The 13887-nt window shown below is 73.4% G+C and carries 15 protein-coding genes; 14 read left to right on the top strand and 1 reads right to left on the bottom strand.

Annotated features, from left to right (window positions below; all coding sequences use genetic code 11):
* Window positions 1–170 precede the first annotated feature (170 nt).
* The 11 genes from HNR21_RS01715 to HNR21_RS01665 all read left to right on the top strand — a co-directional run bounded on the left by HNR21_RS01715 (window position 171) and on the right by HNR21_RS01665 (window position 10219).
* Window positions 171–1061, top strand: a complete 891-nt coding sequence (locus HNR21_RS01715; protein ID WP_182703749.1) for a sugar phosphate isomerase/epimerase family protein — start codon at window positions 171–173, stop codon at window positions 1059–1061.
* Complete coding sequence (locus tag HNR21_RS01710; protein ID WP_119728236.1) at window positions 1061–1651, top strand: TetR/AcrR family transcriptional regulator; 591 nt, start codon at window positions 1061–1063, stop codon at window positions 1649–1651. The genes HNR21_RS01715 and HNR21_RS01710 overlap by 1 nt, the downstream gene beginning before the upstream one ends.
* Before the next feature lie 271 nt (window positions 1652–1922).
* The gene (locus tag HNR21_RS01705) at window positions 1923–2669 is read left to right on the top strand and encodes an ABC transporter ATP-binding protein (RefSeq protein ID WP_220500002.1); all 747 of its coding nucleotides are present in this window, start codon (window positions 1923–1925) and stop codon (window positions 2667–2669) included.
* Complete coding sequence (locus tag HNR21_RS01700; protein ID WP_182703748.1) at window positions 2666–3400, top strand: ABC transporter permease; 735 nt, start codon at window positions 2666–2668, stop codon at window positions 3398–3400. The genes HNR21_RS01705 and HNR21_RS01700 overlap by 4 nt, the downstream gene beginning before the upstream one ends.
* A gap of 75 nt (window positions 3401–3475) precedes the next feature.
* The gene (locus HNR21_RS01695) at window positions 3476–4591 is read left to right on the top strand and encodes an LCP family protein (RefSeq protein WP_182703747.1); all 1116 of its coding nucleotides are present in this window, start codon (window positions 3476–3478) and stop codon (window positions 4589–4591) included.
* 84 nt (window positions 4592–4675) lie between these two features.
* Window positions 4676–5596: a proline dehydrogenase family protein gene (locus HNR21_RS01690; RefSeq protein ID WP_182703746.1), complete on the top strand. Its 921-nt coding sequence runs from the start codon at window positions 4676–4678 to the stop codon at window positions 5594–5596.
* Window positions 5597–5647: 51 nt separating this feature from the next.
* Window positions 5648–6451 (top strand): pyrroline-5-carboxylate reductase, encoded by an 804-nt coding sequence (proC, locus tag HNR21_RS01685; RefSeq protein WP_182703745.1) that lies wholly within the window; start codon window positions 5648–5650, stop codon window positions 6449–6451.
* A 76-nt stretch (window positions 6452–6527) separates the two neighbouring features.
* Window positions 6528–6947, top strand: a complete 420-nt coding sequence (locus HNR21_RS01680) for a hypothetical protein (protein WP_182703744.1) — start codon at window positions 6528–6530, stop codon at window positions 6945–6947.
* A 64-nt stretch (window positions 6948–7011) separates the two neighbouring features.
* Complete coding sequence (locus HNR21_RS01675; RefSeq protein WP_182703743.1) at window positions 7012–8349, top strand: efflux RND transporter periplasmic adaptor subunit; 1338 nt, start codon at window positions 7012–7014, stop codon at window positions 8347–8349.
* A complete protein-coding gene (locus HNR21_RS01670; RefSeq protein WP_182703742.1) occupies window positions 8346–9032 on the top strand; it encodes an ABC transporter ATP-binding protein in 687 nt (228 codons plus the stop codon). The genes HNR21_RS01675 and HNR21_RS01670 overlap by 4 nt, the downstream gene beginning before the upstream one ends.
* Window positions 9029–10219, top strand: a complete 1191-nt coding sequence (locus HNR21_RS01665; protein ID WP_182703741.1) for an ABC transporter permease — start codon at window positions 9029–9031, stop codon at window positions 10217–10219. The genes HNR21_RS01670 and HNR21_RS01665 overlap by 4 nt, the downstream gene beginning before the upstream one ends.
* Window positions 10220–10225: 6 nt before the next feature.
* On the opposite strand, the gene HNR21_RS01660 is transcribed toward HNR21_RS01665, so the two are convergent.
* Window positions 10226–11263, bottom strand: coding sequence for an alpha/beta hydrolase (locus HNR21_RS01660; protein WP_220500001.1), 1038 nt, complete (start codon window positions 11261–11263; stop codon window positions 10226–10228).
* Window positions 11264–11386: 123 nt separating this feature from the next.
* Between HNR21_RS01660 and HNR21_RS01655 the strand changes: the two genes are divergently transcribed.
* The 3 genes from HNR21_RS01655 (at window position 11387) to HNR21_RS01645 (ending at window position 13801) form a co-directional block, all read left to right on the top strand.
* Window positions 11387–12628 (top strand): acetoin utilization protein AcuC, encoded by a 1242-nt coding sequence (locus tag HNR21_RS01655; protein ID WP_182703740.1) that lies wholly within the window; start codon window positions 11387–11389, stop codon window positions 12626–12628.
* Window positions 12625–13488: a phosphatase gene (locus HNR21_RS01650; protein WP_376766615.1), complete on the top strand. Its 864-nt coding sequence runs from the start codon at window positions 12625–12627 to the stop codon at window positions 13486–13488. The genes HNR21_RS01655 and HNR21_RS01650 overlap by 4 nt, the downstream gene beginning before the upstream one ends.
* 109 nt (window positions 13489–13597) lie before the next feature.
* Window positions 13598–13801 carry a helix-turn-helix domain-containing protein gene (locus tag HNR21_RS01645; protein ID WP_119728247.1) on the top strand — a complete coding sequence of 68 codons (204 nt, stop codon included), beginning with the start codon at window positions 13598–13600 and terminating at the stop codon, window positions 13799–13801.
* Window positions 13802–13887 lie beyond the last annotated feature (86 nt).

The raw sequence follows: 13887 nt of genomic DNA, 5'->3' as shown, positions 1-13887 counted from the left end.
CGCCCACGGAGTGTTGTGCGAATCATCGATACCCGGGGGACACACACCGCGACGCACCGCATAGGCTTTCGTTTGCGCGGTGCCCTCCCGGCGGGCAGCATTGTTCAATTCGGCGGGCCGCCGGCCGGCGCCGAGCAGACGATCGTCGAGTGATCCTCAGCGAGGGGGCAGTGACTCCGCAGCACGACGGCGCAGGCGCAGTACCAGCGGGGCTCCGGCTGCCGGACGCCTCGGTGACGCTCTCGACCGCATCGGTCTACCCCGAGAAGGCCCCCAGCGCCTTCGAGATCGCCGCCACGCTGGGGTACGACGGGGTCGAGGTGATGGTCGCCACCGACGCCGCCTCCCAGGACCTGAACGTGCTGCGCCGGCTGTCGGAGTACCACCAGGTCCCGATCAAGTCGATCCACGCGCCCTGCCTGCTGCTCACCCAGCGGGTGTGGGGCCGCGACCCGTGGGGCAAGCTGGTGCGCTCCAAGGAGGTCGCCGAGGCGCTCGGCGCCGAGGTCGTGGTGGTGCACCCGCCGTTCCGCTGGCAGCGCGAGTACGCCCGCGAGTTCGTCGAGGGCCTGGCCCGCATGCAGTCCGAGACCGACGTGCTGTTCGCGGTGGAGAACATGTTCCCGGTGCGGGCGCGCGGCGCCGAGGTGGGCATGTACTCGCCCGGCTGGAACCCGCTGGACCAGGACTACCCGTACGTGACGCTGGACCTGTCGCACACCGCGGTGTCCGGGTCGGACGCGCTGGAGATGGCCGGGCAGCTCGGCGAGCGGCTGCGGCACATCCACCTGGCCGACGGGATCGGCGTGACCAACAAGGACGAGCACCTGGTGCCGGGCCGGGGCGGCCAGCCGTGCGCGGAGGTGCTGGAGAAGCTGGCCGCCGACGGGTTCTCCGGGCACATCGTGCTGGAGGTCAACACCCGGCGGGCGGCCAACCGGGCCGAGCGCATGGAGGACCTGGCCGAGGCGCTGGCGTTCGCCCGGCTGCACCTGGCCGCCGCCGACCGCACCTGGGAGGTCACCCCGGCCGGAGAGGTGTCGCGCCGGGGCCCGCGCTGATGACGACCGGCGCCACCGGCCGGCCCGGGCGGCGTCCCGGCCCCACCGAGACCCGGGAGAAGATCCTGGCCTGCGCCCGGCGGCTGTTCGCCGAGAAGGGGTACGACGGGGCGTCGCTGCGCGGCATCGCCCGGGAGGCCGGGGTGGACCCGGCGCTGGTGCACCACTTCTTCGGCGGCAAGCAGGGCGTGTTCGTCGCGGCGATGCAGTTCCCGCTGGATCCGGGGGTGCTGCTGGAACGGATCGCGCAGGCCCCTCGTGACCGGCTCGGCGAGACGCTGGCGACGGTGTTCCTGGACGTGTGGAGCGACCCGGCGCGGCGCGCCCCGCTGCTGGCCGTGCTGCGGTCGGCGATGACCAACGAGCAGGCCGCCACGATGATGCGGCAGTTCGTCAGCGCGACGCTGCTGCGCCCGGCCACCGAGCTGTACGGGATCCCGCCGATCCGGATCCAGGCGGCGGTGGGGCAGATGATCGGCGTGGCCATGCTCCGGTACGTGCTGGAGGTGGAGCCGATCGCGTCGGCCGCCCCGCAGGAGCTGGTGGCGATGCTGGCCCCGGTGCTGCAGCACCACCTCGAGCACGGGTGACGTGTGGGGGGGCGACCCCCCACGCCCCCCGCGGCGGTCCGGGCATCCTCGCCGGCCCGTCCTGCGCTCGCCTGGGGGCTCGCTCCGGACGGGTCGGCTGCGGTGCCCGGACCGCTCAGGTGAACCGCCGCTCCGCTGGAGCTCCGCGGCGGTTCACCTGGGCTGCCGCGCTTCGGTTGCGGTGGAAGGTCGGGGTTTCCACCTGCCGCGTTCTGCCGGTCAGTCCTTCCGTGCCCTTGACCGGGATGTCGTACGGGCATAAATTCAACACATGATGAGTTCTGTTCCGGCAGGCCCTCCGGACGCCGCCGTCAGCGTCCGCGACCTGCGGGTCGAGCGGGGCGGCCGGGAGGTGCTGCGCGGGATCGGGTTCGACGTTCCGCGCGGCGCCGTGGTCGGCCTGCTCGGGCCCAGCGGCTGCGGCAAGACCACGCTGATGCGCGCCATCGTGGGCGTGCAGATCGTCAAGGGCGGCGCCGTCACCGTGCTCGGCCGCCCGGCGGGCAGCCCCGAGCTGCGCCGCCGCGTCGGGTACTCGACCCAGGGCGCCGCCGTCTACACCGACCTGACCGTCCGGGAGAACCTGCGCTACTTCGCCGCGGTGCTCGGCGCGCCGCGCGGCGACGTGGACCGGGTGCTGGCGGAGGTCGGGCTCACCGACCACCGCGACCGGGTGGCCGGGACGCTGTCCGGCGGGCAGCTCAGCCGCGCCAGCCTGGCGGTCGCCCTGCTCGGCGCCCCCGAGCTGCTGGTCCTGGACGAGCCGACCGTGGGGCTGGACCCGGTGCTGCGGCAGGAGCTGTGGGAGCTGTTCCACCGGCTGGCCGCGCGCGGCACGACGCTGCTGGTCTCCAGCCACGTCATGGACGAGGCGGGCCGCTGCCAGCGGCTGCTGCTGATGCGGGAGGGCGAGATCCTCGCCGACGACTCGCCCGACGCGCTGCGCGAACGCGCCGGCGCGACCGATCTGGAACAGGTCTTCCTCCACCTGATCGGCGACCGGGCGGTGGCGTCATGAGCATCGCGGTGACATCGGCGACGACGCGGCGGATCCTGCGGCAGCTGCGGCACGACCACCGGACGGTGGCGATGATCGTCGGGGTGCCCAGCCTGCTGATGATCCTGCTGCGCTACGTGTTCGACCAGCCGGCGCTGTTCGACCGGGTCGGGCCGATCCTGCTCGGCGTGTTCCCGTTCATCATCATGTTCATCGTGACCAGCGTCGGCACGCTGCGCGAGCGCACCGGCGGCACGCTGGAACGGCTGATGACGACGCCGCTGGGCAGGCTGGACCTGCTGCTGGGGTACGCGCTGGCGTTCGGGCTGGTGGCGCTGCTGCAGGTGGCGGTGGTGCTGACGATCTCGCTGACCTGGCTGGGGCTGGACCTGGCGGGCTCGGTGGGGACGCTGGTGGCGGTGGCGGTGCTGGACGCGCTGCTGGGCGTGGCGCTGGGACTGCTGGCCAGCGCGTTCGCCCGCACCGAGTTCCAGGCGGTGCAGCTGATGCCGGCGTTCGTGCTGCCGCAGGCGCTGCTGTGCGGACTGTTCGTCCCGCGCGACCAGATGGCCGGCTGGCTGGAGGCGATCTCCACCGTACTGCCGCTGTCGTACGCGGTGGAGGCCATGCAGGAGGTGTCCCGCGAGCCCGGCGTGACCGGGACGCTGCTGCGCGACGTGGCGGTGATCGCCGGCTGCGTGCTGCTCGCCCTGGCCCTCGGCGCGGCCACGCTGCGGCGGCGCACCCCGTAGCCCGGGACTTCCGGATCGTGCGGTCCGGCGCCGAAACGGGCGCGGTGTCAAGGGTCGTCGGTAGTATCCCGGCCCATGAGCACAGAGAAGGATCCCGCCGCGGGCGCCGACCTGTTCGACGAGCCCCGCCCGGACGGCGCCGATCCACGGGAGACGGACGCGGGCGACGCGCCGGACGCGCCGCGCCGCCGCCGCGGCCGCCGCATCCTGCTGGCGGTCCTGGCGTTCCTCCTGATCGTCGTGCTCGGCGTGACCGCGCTGCTGTGGCAGCGGCAGAGCGCCTACAACGGCAACATCGACCGGCTGCCCGGCGTGATGCCCACCGGCGACCGGCCCGGGCCCAACGTGGTCGGCACCGAGAACTGGCTGCTGGTCGGCTCCGACACCCGGGTGGAGACCAAGACCACCGGTGAGGGCGGCCGGGTCTGGAAGCCGGGGCAGCAGCGGGCCGACACGATCATGCTGGTGCACCTGCCGGCCGACCGGGACAAGGTCTACGTGATCTCGATCCCGCGCGACTCGTGGGTCACCGTCCCCGGCTACGGGCAGCAGAAGATCAACGCCGCGTTCTCGTTCGGCGGGCCGCCGCTGCTGATCGAGGCGGTGGAGGACCTGACCGGCGTCCGGGTCGACCACTTCGGCGCGATCGACTTCAACGGGTTCAAGGACATGACCGACGCGCTCGGCGGCGTCGACGTGCACGTCGCCAGGACCGTGCACGACCCGATGAACCACGTCACCTGGCAGGCCGGCAAGAACCACCTGAACGGCGAGCGGGCGCTGCTGTTCGTCCGGCAGCGCTACAACCTGCCCAACGGCGACTTCGACCGGATCAAGCGGCAGCAGGCGTTCCTGCGGGCCATCACCCAGAAGGCCGCCACCGCCGGGACCGTCACCAACCCGCTCAAGCTGGACCGGTTCCTGTCGGCGGTGACCAAGTCGATCAGCGTGGACGAGGGCGTGTCGGCGGGGGACCTGCGGTCGCTGGCGCTGAGCATGCGCAGCGTGCGCGGCTCGGACATCACGTTCCTGACCGTGCCCAACAAGGGGCCCGCCCAGCGCGGCAACCAGAGCGTGGTGCTGCTGGACGACGCCAGGGCCCGCCTGCTGTACGACGCCGTGCGCACCGCCGAGGTCGCCGACTACGTGAAGCGGTACGGCGGCGCCAACAGCGTGGGCAAGGTCTCCTAGACGCCCCTTCGCCCCCTCGGAGGACCCCTCCTTAATCTGGGTCGTGGTGGGACAACGTGGTCCCGTCGTAGAAGGGGTTGCGCAGTGCTTCGTCAGGTTCTGTTGGCGGCGTCCCGCAGTGGCGGGGTCCGTCATGCGGTGGAGTCCGCCCCGTTCTCGCGGGGGATGGTGCGCCGGTTCATCGCGGGCGAGACGGTGGACGACGCCCTGCAGGTCACCCGCAGGCTCGTCGGCGAGGGCCTGAACGTCACGATCGACCACCTCGGGGAGGACACCACCGACGCCGCGCAGGCCGAGGCCGTGGTCGAGGGCTACCTGACGCTGCTGGACCGCCTCGCCGCCGCCGGGCACGGGCCGCGCGCCGAGGTGTCGGTGAAGCTGTCGGCGGTGGGCCAGGCGCTCGACGAGGACATGGCGGTGGACAACGCCCGCCGGATCTGCGCCGCCGCCAAGGCCGCCGGGACCACCGTGACGCTCGACATGGAGGACCACACCACGGTCGAGTCCACGCTGCGGATCCTGGCCGAGCTGCGCCGCGACCACCCCGAGACGGGCGCGGTCATCCAGTCGTACCTGCGCAGGGCCGAGGAGTACTGCGCCGGCCTGGCGTACGAGGGCTCCCGGGTGCGGCTGTGCAAGGGCGCGTACGCCGCCCCCGACGACGTGGCGTACACCTCCAAGGCGGAGATCGACAGATCGTACGTGCGGTGCATGAAGGTGCTGTTCGCCGGCGAGGGCTACCCGATGCTCGCCACCCACGACCCGCGCCTCATCGAGATCGCCGGAGCGCTGGCGGTCTTCCACGACCGGGCCCCGTCGAGCTTCGAGTACCAGATGCTGTACGGGATCCGGCCCGCCGAGCAGCGCCGCCTGACCGGGCTCGGCGCGCAGGTGCGGGTGTACGTCCCCTACGGCCGCGAGTGGTACGGGTACGCGATGCGGCGGATGGCCGAGCGGCCCGCCAACCTGGCGTTCGTGCTCCGCTCGCTCGCGACCAGGTCCTGAGGCGCACGCCTCGCCCGAGGGGTTCGGGGGGCTCTCGCTACGCTGGGGTCCGTGGGTGAACTCATCGCGATTCTCGGTGCCGGCAAGATGGGCGAGGCGCTGCTGTCCGGCGTGCTGCGGGCCGGGCGGCGCCCCTCCGAGCTGGTCGTGACGGCCCGCCGTGAGGAACGCGGCGCCCTGCTGCGCGAACGCTACGGCGTCGAGGTCGTCACCAACGCCGAGGCCGCCAGGACCGCCCGCACGCTGATCCTGGCCGTCAAGCCGCAGGACATGGGGGTGCTGCTGGACGAGCTGCGCCCGCACGTGACGCCGGACCGGCTGGTGATCTCGATGGCCGCCGGGATCACCTGCGCGTTCATCGAGGACCGGCTGCCGGACGGGGTGCCGGTGATCCGGGTGATGTCCAACACCCCGGTGCTGGTGGACGAGGCGATGAGCGTGGTGTCGGCGGGCTCGCACGCCGGCGAGGAGCACCTGAAGATCGCCGAGGAGCTGCTGTCCCCGGTCGGCAAGGTGCTGCGGATCCCCGAGGCCCTGCAGGACGGGGCCACCGCGCTGTCCGGCAGCGGCCCGGCGTACTTCTACTACCTGGTCGAGGCGATGGTGGACGCGGGCATCCTGCTGGGCATGCCGCGCGCCGCCGCGCTGGAGATGGTGATCCAGTCCGCGGTCGGGGCGGCGGTCATGCTGCGGGACTCCGGCGAGCACCCGGTGATGCTGCGCGAGGCGGTCACCTCCCCGGGCGGCACCACCATCGCGGCGATCCGCGAGCTGGAGCGGCACGGCGTCCGCGCCGCCGTCATCGAGGCCATCGAGGCCGCCCGCAACCGGGGCCGGGAGCTCGCCGAGGGCTGACCGCTCGAATCGGACGTTTTTCCACATCCTCGACCACCCATTGAGCCGATCATTGCTTTCTGCTCGTGTAGTGGGCATGGGGATTCTGCTTCGAGTGCTCGTGGTGGCGGGCCTGCTGGTCGACGCGGTCGTGCACTGGCGCTTCGCGCCGGACATGGCGTTCGTCGAGGGCGGCAGCATCGGGGGCGACACGCTGTTCCGCATCCAGGCCGTCGCGGCGGCCCTGGCGGCCGTCCTGGTCGCCGTGTGGCCGCGCCGCTGGAGCTACGCGATCGCCTTCGCGGTCGCCGCCAGCGCCGTGGGCGCCCTGCTGCTGTACCTGTGGGTCGACGTGGGAGCGCTCGGTCCGCTCCCGAACATGCACGACCCGGTCTGGTACGCCGAGAAGACCTGGAGCCTGGTCGGCGAGGGCGTCGCCGCCCTGGCCGCCCTGGCCGGCATGGTCCTTCCCGAACGCACCCCCGCCCCCGAACGAGCCGAACGCACCCCCGCCTAGACGGAATCGGAAATTCGGTCTTTTGGGGGAGTCGCCCGGTTGAGGGCGTTCCTACGATGGCCGCGTGGCTGTGCGACGGTACCTCCCGCTCGTCCTGCCGTGCGCACTGGTCGCGGTGCTGCTCGGCTCCTGTGACGGGGGCGGTGAGCAGCCGGACCGGGTGCGGGTCGGGACGGTCGCCCGGGGCGACGTGGCCGAGGTCGTGGAGGCGCCGGGCACGGTGACGCCGCGGGCCGCCGCGACGTTGCGGGCCCCCGCCGCGGGGACGATCGAGCGGCTGCACGTCACCGACGGCGACCGGGTGCGCGAGGGGCAGGTGCTCGCCGTCATCGACTCGCCGGCGGCGCGGGAGCGGCTTCGGCAGGCCCGGGAGGCCGACGCGGACGTCACGGCCGGTGCGCCGCCCGCCGGGGTTGACCTGGCCGGGTTCCAGCGCGACGCCGAGGAGATCGCGCGGCGGGGGTTCGGCACGGCGCGGCGGGCGGCCCGGCAGATCCCCGACCCCGAGGTCCGCGCCCGCGTCCTCGCCGACATCGCCGAGGCGGAGGCCCGGTACGCGACCGCGGCCGCCGCCGCCCGCGCCGCCGTGGCCAGGCTGAACGCGGGCCTGGGCTCGGTCTCCTCGGCGATGACCTCCATCACCGCCGCCCAGCGCGTCCAGACCGGGGCCGCCGTGCGGGCCGCCGAACGCACCGTGCGGGGACTCACCCTCAGGGCGCCGTTCGACGGCGTCGCCGGCCTGGGCGGGCCCGCCGCCGGGGCGGGCGACCTGGCCGACCGGCTTCCGCAGCAGCTCCAGGGGCAGGCCGGGCTGGGCGGCTTCGGGGGCGGCGGCCCGACCGACGCCGCCTCGGTCGCCGTGGGCGCGCCGATAGGGGCCGACGCCGCCGTCGTCACCGTCACCGACGTGTCCCGGCTGACGCTGACCGCCGAGGTCGACGAGACCGACATCCTCCAGATCAGGCCGGGCGTCACCGCCGAGGCCGAACTGGACGCGCTGCCCGGCGCCACCTACCCGGCCGAGGTCACCGGCGTCGGCGTCACGCCCCGGGAGTCGGCCTCCGGCGGCGTCACGTACAAGGTCACCCTGCGGCTCGACCGCGGCGCCGACACCGCCGGACGGCCCGCGCCCTGGCCCAAGCCCGGCATGAGCGCCGTCATAGACCTGAGGATCCGCGAGGTCGCCGACGCGGTCGCGGTGCCCTCCTCGGCCGTTCTCACCAGCGGACGCGACAGCACCGTGTGGGTGGTGACCGGCGGGAGGGCGCAGCGGCGGGTCGTACGGCTGGGCGCGCAGGGCGACGCGGTGGTCGAGGTGACCTCCGGGCTGCGGGTGGGGGAGCGGATCGTGGTGCGCGGCGCGGGATCCGTCCGGCAGGGCCAGGAGATCCCGGACCCATGACACCGGCGCTGGAGGCCGTCGACGTGACCCGCACGTACCGGTCGGACGGGGTCTCGGTCACCGCGCTGCACGGGGTCGGCCTGCGGATCGAGGAGGGCGAGTTCGCCGCGATCGTCGGCCCGTCCGGCTCGGGCAAGTCCACCCTGATGCACCTGCTGGGCTGCCTGGACCGGCCCACCGGCGGGACGCTGCGGGTGGCGGGCCGGGACGTGGCCGCCCTGTCGGACGCCGAGCTGGCCGACCTGCGCAACCGGCGGGTCGGGTTCGTGTTCCAGTCGTTCCAGCTGCTCCCCAGGACCAGCGCCCGCGACAACGTGGCGCTGCCGCTGGTCTACCGGGGCGTGCCGCGGGCCGAGCGCCGCCGCCGCGCCGTCGAGGCGCTGAGCATGGTCGGCCTGGGACACCGCCTGGACCACCGGCCGAGCCAGCTGTCGGGCGGCGAGCAGCAGCGGGTCGCCATCGCCCGCGCGCTCGTCGGAGAGCCCCGGGTCGTGCTGGCCGACGAGCCCACCGGCAACCTCGACACCAGGACCGGACACGAGGTGATGGACCTGCTGGAACACCTCAACGCCGAACACGGCGTCGCCGTCGTGCTGGTCACCCACGAGCCCGACATCGCCGGCCGCGCCCGCCGCCGCATCCACATCAGGGACGGCCGGATCGAACGGGACGAACGCGCGTGAGGGCCGCCGAGTCGTTCCGGGTCGCCTGGGAGGCGCTGCGGGTCAACCGGCTGCGCAGCGCGCTGACGATGTTCGGCGTGGTGGTCGGGGTGGCGGCGGTGGTGGTGCTGGTCGCCATCGGCAGCGGCGCCCGCGACCTGGTGGAGCGCGAGATCGAGGGGCTCGGCTCCAACCTGGTGTTCGTCGCCCCCGGCGACCTCGCCTCGGGCACGGCCTCGACCGTGAGCCGGCTGACCCTGGAGGACGTGGAGTACCTGCACCGCACCCTCGGCGAGCACACCGACATCGCCGTGTCGCTCAGCTCGGGGGAGACGGTGCGGGCCGGGCGCAACGAGGCGTTCGCGACCGTGGTGGGGACCAACGAGGCGCTGCCGCGGGTGTTCGACCGGCCGCTGCGGCCCGGCGGGCGCCACCTCACCGAGACCGACGTGCAGACCCGCCGCCGGGTGGTGGTGCTCGGCGCGCGGACCGCCGAGCAGATCTTCGGGGACGTCGACCCGGTCGGCCGGCAGGTGGCGATCGCGGGCGGCGCGCGGTTCCGGGTGGTGGGGGTGTTCGAGGAGCTCGGCGAGACGTTCGGGCAGACCCGCGACACCGAACTGCACATGCCGGTGACCACCGCGCAGCGGCTGCTGGGCGTGGACACGGTCGACTACCTGGCGTTGCGCGCCGCGTCCGCCGACGACATCCCCGCCCTGCAGCGGGAGGTGGTGGACGCGCTGGAACGCCGCCATCCGGGGGAGCGGTTCTCGGCGATCAGCCAGACCCAGCTGCTGGGCACCGTCGGGACCGTGCTGAACGCGCTCACCGGGGTGCTGGCCGCCATCGCCGCCATCTCGCTGCTGGTCGGCGGGGTCGGCGTCTCCAACATCATGCTGGTCTCGGTGCGCGAGCGGACCCGGGAGATCGGGCTGCGCAAGGCGCTGGGGGCGCGGCGGCGCGACGTGCTGGCGCAGTTCCTCACCGAGGCGGTGCTGCTGACCTCGATCGGCGGGATCTGCGGCATCGCCCTGGGGGTCGGCGGGGCGCTGGCCATCGCGTGGGCGTCCCCGGTCCCGGCGTCCGTCGCCTGGTGGTCCCCGGCGCTGGCGTTCGCGGTGTCGGCGGCCGTGGGGATCTTCTTCGGCGTGGTCCCGGCCCGCCGCGCCGCCCGCCTGGACCCGGTGACGGCCCTGCGCACCGAGTAGGGCGCCTCAGGCGACCGCGTCGCGGCGGGCGTCCAGCACGGAGGAGATGAACCGGGCGGTCTCCTCCATCGCCTGGCGGGCCTCCGGGAGCACCCGGTTGAAGATCTGGAAGTCGTGGATCTGGCCCGGCCAGATCTGCAGCACGCAGTCCGCGCCCGCCTCGGTCAGCGCCTCGGCCAGCCGTTCGGCCTCCGGGCGCAGCACCTCGTCCCCGCCGACCTGGATCAGCACCGGCGGAACGTCCTGCCAGTCGCACTCCAGCAGCGCCAGCCGGGGGTCCAGCTCGTCCCGGCCGGTCACCAGCCGGGCGATCCGGCGCGCCATCTGCGGGCTGATGTAGGCGTCCCGCACCTGCGGATCGCACTCGGCGGCCAGCTCGCAGGTCAGGTCCACCCACGGGGAGAACAGCACCATCCCCGCCGGGTCCGGCAGGTCGGAGTGGCAGATCTCGCCGGTCAGCGCCGCGGCCAGATGCCCGCCCGCCGAGTCGCCGGCGATCACGATCCGGTCCGCCGGATAGCCCTCCTCCAGCAGCCAGCAGTAGGCGTCCAGGGCGTCCTCCAGCGGCGCCGGGAACGGGTGCTCGGGGGCCAGCCGGTAGTGCGGCACGAACACCGGCAGCCCGCAGTCGGCCGACAGCCGCGAGGTGATCGGCCGGTGGGTGCGCGGCGAGCACACGATGTAGCCGCCGCCGTGCAGGTAGAGCACGGCCGCGTCGCGGACCGGGTCCTCCTCGGGCACCAGCAGTTCGCCGCCCAGCGGCCGGTCGCCCTCGCGGGGGATGGCCACGTGCTCCAACCGGGTCTGCGGATGCTGCCCGATCAGGATGGCGGCGGCGTCCACCGCCGTGCGGGCGGTCCGGATGCTCATCGGATGGCCCGGCAGCCGGTGCATGAAGGGCCGCAGGCCGTATCGGAGCGCGCGGGAGATCACCGCGCTCTGCACGCTCGGTTTGCGGTCCGCGAGGGCATCCGCCTCCACCCCTTGCTCGTCTGGGTGGGCGACCGCCCTGCGCGGACGGCCCGCCCGGATGAGCGGCTCCATCTGCACCCCCGTTGTTTCGTTCTCGTTACCTGATGCCCACGAATGCGGATAAATCACTCCTTCGTCACCTCCGGGCCGGATCTGCCCGGTTCACCGCGCCCGCGGGGCGATAGCGTGAACGGCATGAGTCACGCCGCGCCTTCGGCTCCGGGCGGCCCCGGTCCCTGTGACCTGCGGGTCCTGTGGGACGACAGACTGATCACCTACGACTTCGGCCCGACCCACCCGATGAACCCGGTGCGGGTGGAGCTGACGATGGCGCTCGCCCGCGAGTACGGGGTGCTGGACCATCCCAACGTCGAGGTGGCCTCCTTCGACCCCGCCGGCGACGTGCTGCTGGAGCTGATCCACGACCCGGCGTACATCGCCGCGGTCCGGCACGCCGGATCGACCGGGCTGCCGGCGCCCCGGCACGGCCTGGGCACCCCCGACAACCCGGTGTTCATCGGCATGCACGAGGCGTCCACGCTGGTCACCGGGGCGTCGGTGGCGGCGGCCGAGGCGGTGTGGACCGGCCGGGTGCCGCACGCGGCCAACATCTCCGGCGGGCTGCACCACGCGATGCGGTCGGCGGCCAGCGGCTTCTGCGTGTACGACGACCCGGCCATCGCCATCGCCTGGCTGCTGGAGAACGGCGCCGAGCGGATCGCGTACGTGGACGTGGACGTGCACCACGGGGACGGGGTGCAGGCGGCGTTCTACGACGACCCGCGGGTGCTGACGATCAGCCTGCACGAGACGCCCCGCACGCTGTTCCCGGGCACCGGATTCCCGCAGGAGACCGGCTCGGGCGACGCCCGGGGCATGGCGGTGAACGTGGCGCTGCCGCCCGGCACCGGGGACGCCGCCTGGCTGCGGGCGTTCCACTCCGTGGTGCCGCAGCTGCTGCACGCGTTCCGCCCGCAGATCCTGCTCACCCAGCACGGCTGCGACAGCCACCGGCTCGACCCGCTGGCCCACCTGATGCTGAGCGTGGACGGCCAGCGGGCCGCCTACGCCGCGCTGCACCGGCTGGCGCACGAGGTCGCCGGCGGGCGCTGGATCATCACCGGAGGCGGAGGCTACGAGCTGGTCCAGGTGGTGCCGCGGGCGTGGACCCATCTGCTGGCCGAGGCGGCGGGCCGGCCCATCGACCCGGCGACGGCGACGCCGGAGCCGTGGCGCGAGTTCGTCCGCAGGCGGACGATGGAGATCGCGCCCCGCCAGATGTCCGACCTGCCGCCGGAACGGGCCGGCGGCGACCCCCTGGAGGTGCATGCGTGGGCGAGCGGCTACGATCCGGCGAATCCCCTGGACCAGGCGATCCTGGCGACCCGCAAGGCGGTCTTCCCCGAGCACGGGCTGGATCCGCTGACCGAGGCCTGACCGGTTCGCTGGAGGCCCCCCGGCCCGTTCCCACCAGAGAAGAGCTGCGCGAGCACCTGGTCGCCGCGATGATCGCCGGTGAGGTGGCCACGCCCCGGCAGAACAACCTGCTGCACTACCGGCGGATGGCGCTCGGCTACCCGTACTACCAGTTCGGCCTGCGCTTCAAGCGGCGGTGGACCGAGCGGGACGTGCTGGCCACGATGGCCGAGCTGTGCGGGGTGATCCCCGATCCCGGGCACCTGTACGGCGACGACACCATCGACCCGGACAAGACCATCGACGCGCTGGAGGTCATGGCCGAGCGCATCGGCCAGGCCGCCCGGCGGCGCGAGCGGGTGCTGCTGGCCACCGGCCACCCGGAGATACTGACCCCGATCTACGTGGCGGTGGGCCGGGCCCTGCGCGAGCGGGGCTGCACGGTGCTGACCCCCGCCGAGGGCTGGTCGTACGTCCCCGAGGTCGGCGCGCCTCCCGAGCTCCGTCGGATCCGGTACGTCGAGGGCATGGTCGCGGTGCTGGAGGGCGACGACGACCGGCTGCACCACACCCACGACTCGGCGCCGATGGAGGCCATGCTGGCGGAGCTGGCGGCGAATTCCACCGCATCGGACGGGTCCTCCGCAGCGAAACGCGAATTCTGGCCGGATCTGGCCATCGCCGACCACGGCTGGGCCGGGGCCGCCGGACAGGCCGGGATCGACACCGTGGGGTTCGCCGACTGCAACGACCCCGCCCTGTTCGCGGGGCAGGTGGAGGGCAAGATCCTGATCACCGTGCCGCTGGACGACGGGGTCCGCCCCGACCGCTACGAGCCGCTGACCGCGTACCTGATGTCCCGTGCCGGGCTGATTGTCTGAACTCCCCTCTTGCGACTGCCGTTACACGATTTACGCTGGGGGAAGAACACGTACGTGATCAAAGTCACCTAGAGGGCCGGTGGCGCCGTACGTGGGAAGAGGACGTCCGATGGCTTCAGGCGAACAGCCTCTCAGCGAGGTCAGGTTCCTGACGGTGGCCGAGGTGGCGGCGGTGATGCGGGTGTCCAAGATGACCGTTTACCGTCTGGTCCACTCCGGCGAGCTTCCCGCCATCCGCGTGGGCCGCTCGTTCCGGGTCCCCGAACAGGCCGTGCACGACTACCTCCGCGACGCGTTCATCGAAGCGGGCTGACGCGGAGCACCGTTCGACGCCCGCTCGCCCGGCGAGCGGGCGGAGACGGCGTGGCCTCCATGCCGCCGTCCCGGGGGCGGAGGCGT

Source organism: Thermomonospora cellulosilytica (assembly GCF_014138835.1).
Lineage (GTDB): Bacteria > Actinomycetota > Actinomycetes > Streptosporangiales > Streptosporangiaceae > Thermomonospora > Thermomonospora amylolytica.
Note: the sequence above shows the minus strand (reverse complement) of the source record. Positions and strands in the feature narration are given on the sequence as shown.

What these genes read in the sequence shown, in the direction of transcription:
- HNR21_RS01710 (WP_119728236.1), top strand. Translation starts at nt 1,061, where the DNA reads ATGACGACCGGCGCCACCGGCCGGCCCGGGCGGCGTCCCGGCCCCACC.
- HNR21_RS01705 (WP_220500002.1), top strand. Translation starts at nt 1,923, where the DNA reads ATGATGAGTTCTGTTCCGGCAGGCCCTCCGGACGCCGCCGTCAGCGTC.
- HNR21_RS01700 (WP_182703748.1), top strand. Translation starts at nt 2,666, where the DNA reads ATGAGCATCGCGGTGACATCGGCGACGACGCGGCGGATCCTGCGGCAG.
- HNR21_RS01695 (WP_182703747.1), top strand. Translation starts at nt 3,476, where the DNA reads ATGAGCACAGAGAAGGATCCCGCCGCGGGCGCCGACCTGTTCGACGAG.
- HNR21_RS01680 (WP_182703744.1), top strand. Translation starts at nt 6,528, where the DNA reads ATGGGGATTCTGCTTCGAGTGCTCGTGGTGGCGGGCCTGCTGGTCGAC.
- HNR21_RS01670 (WP_182703742.1), top strand. Translation starts at nt 8,346, where the DNA reads ATGACACCGGCGCTGGAGGCCGTCGACGTGACCCGCACGTACCGGTCG.
- HNR21_RS01660 (WP_220500001.1), bottom strand. Translation starts at nt 11,263, where the DNA reads ATGGAGCCGCTCATCCGGGCGGGCCGTCCGCGCAGGGCGGTCGCCCAC.
- HNR21_RS01655 (WP_182703740.1), top strand. Translation starts at nt 11,387, where the DNA reads ATGAGTCACGCCGCGCCTTCGGCTCCGGGCGGCCCCGGTCCCTGTGAC.
- HNR21_RS01645 (WP_119728247.1), top strand. Translation starts at nt 13,598, where the DNA reads ATGGCTTCAGGCGAACAGCCTCTCAGCGAGGTCAGGTTCCTGACGGTG.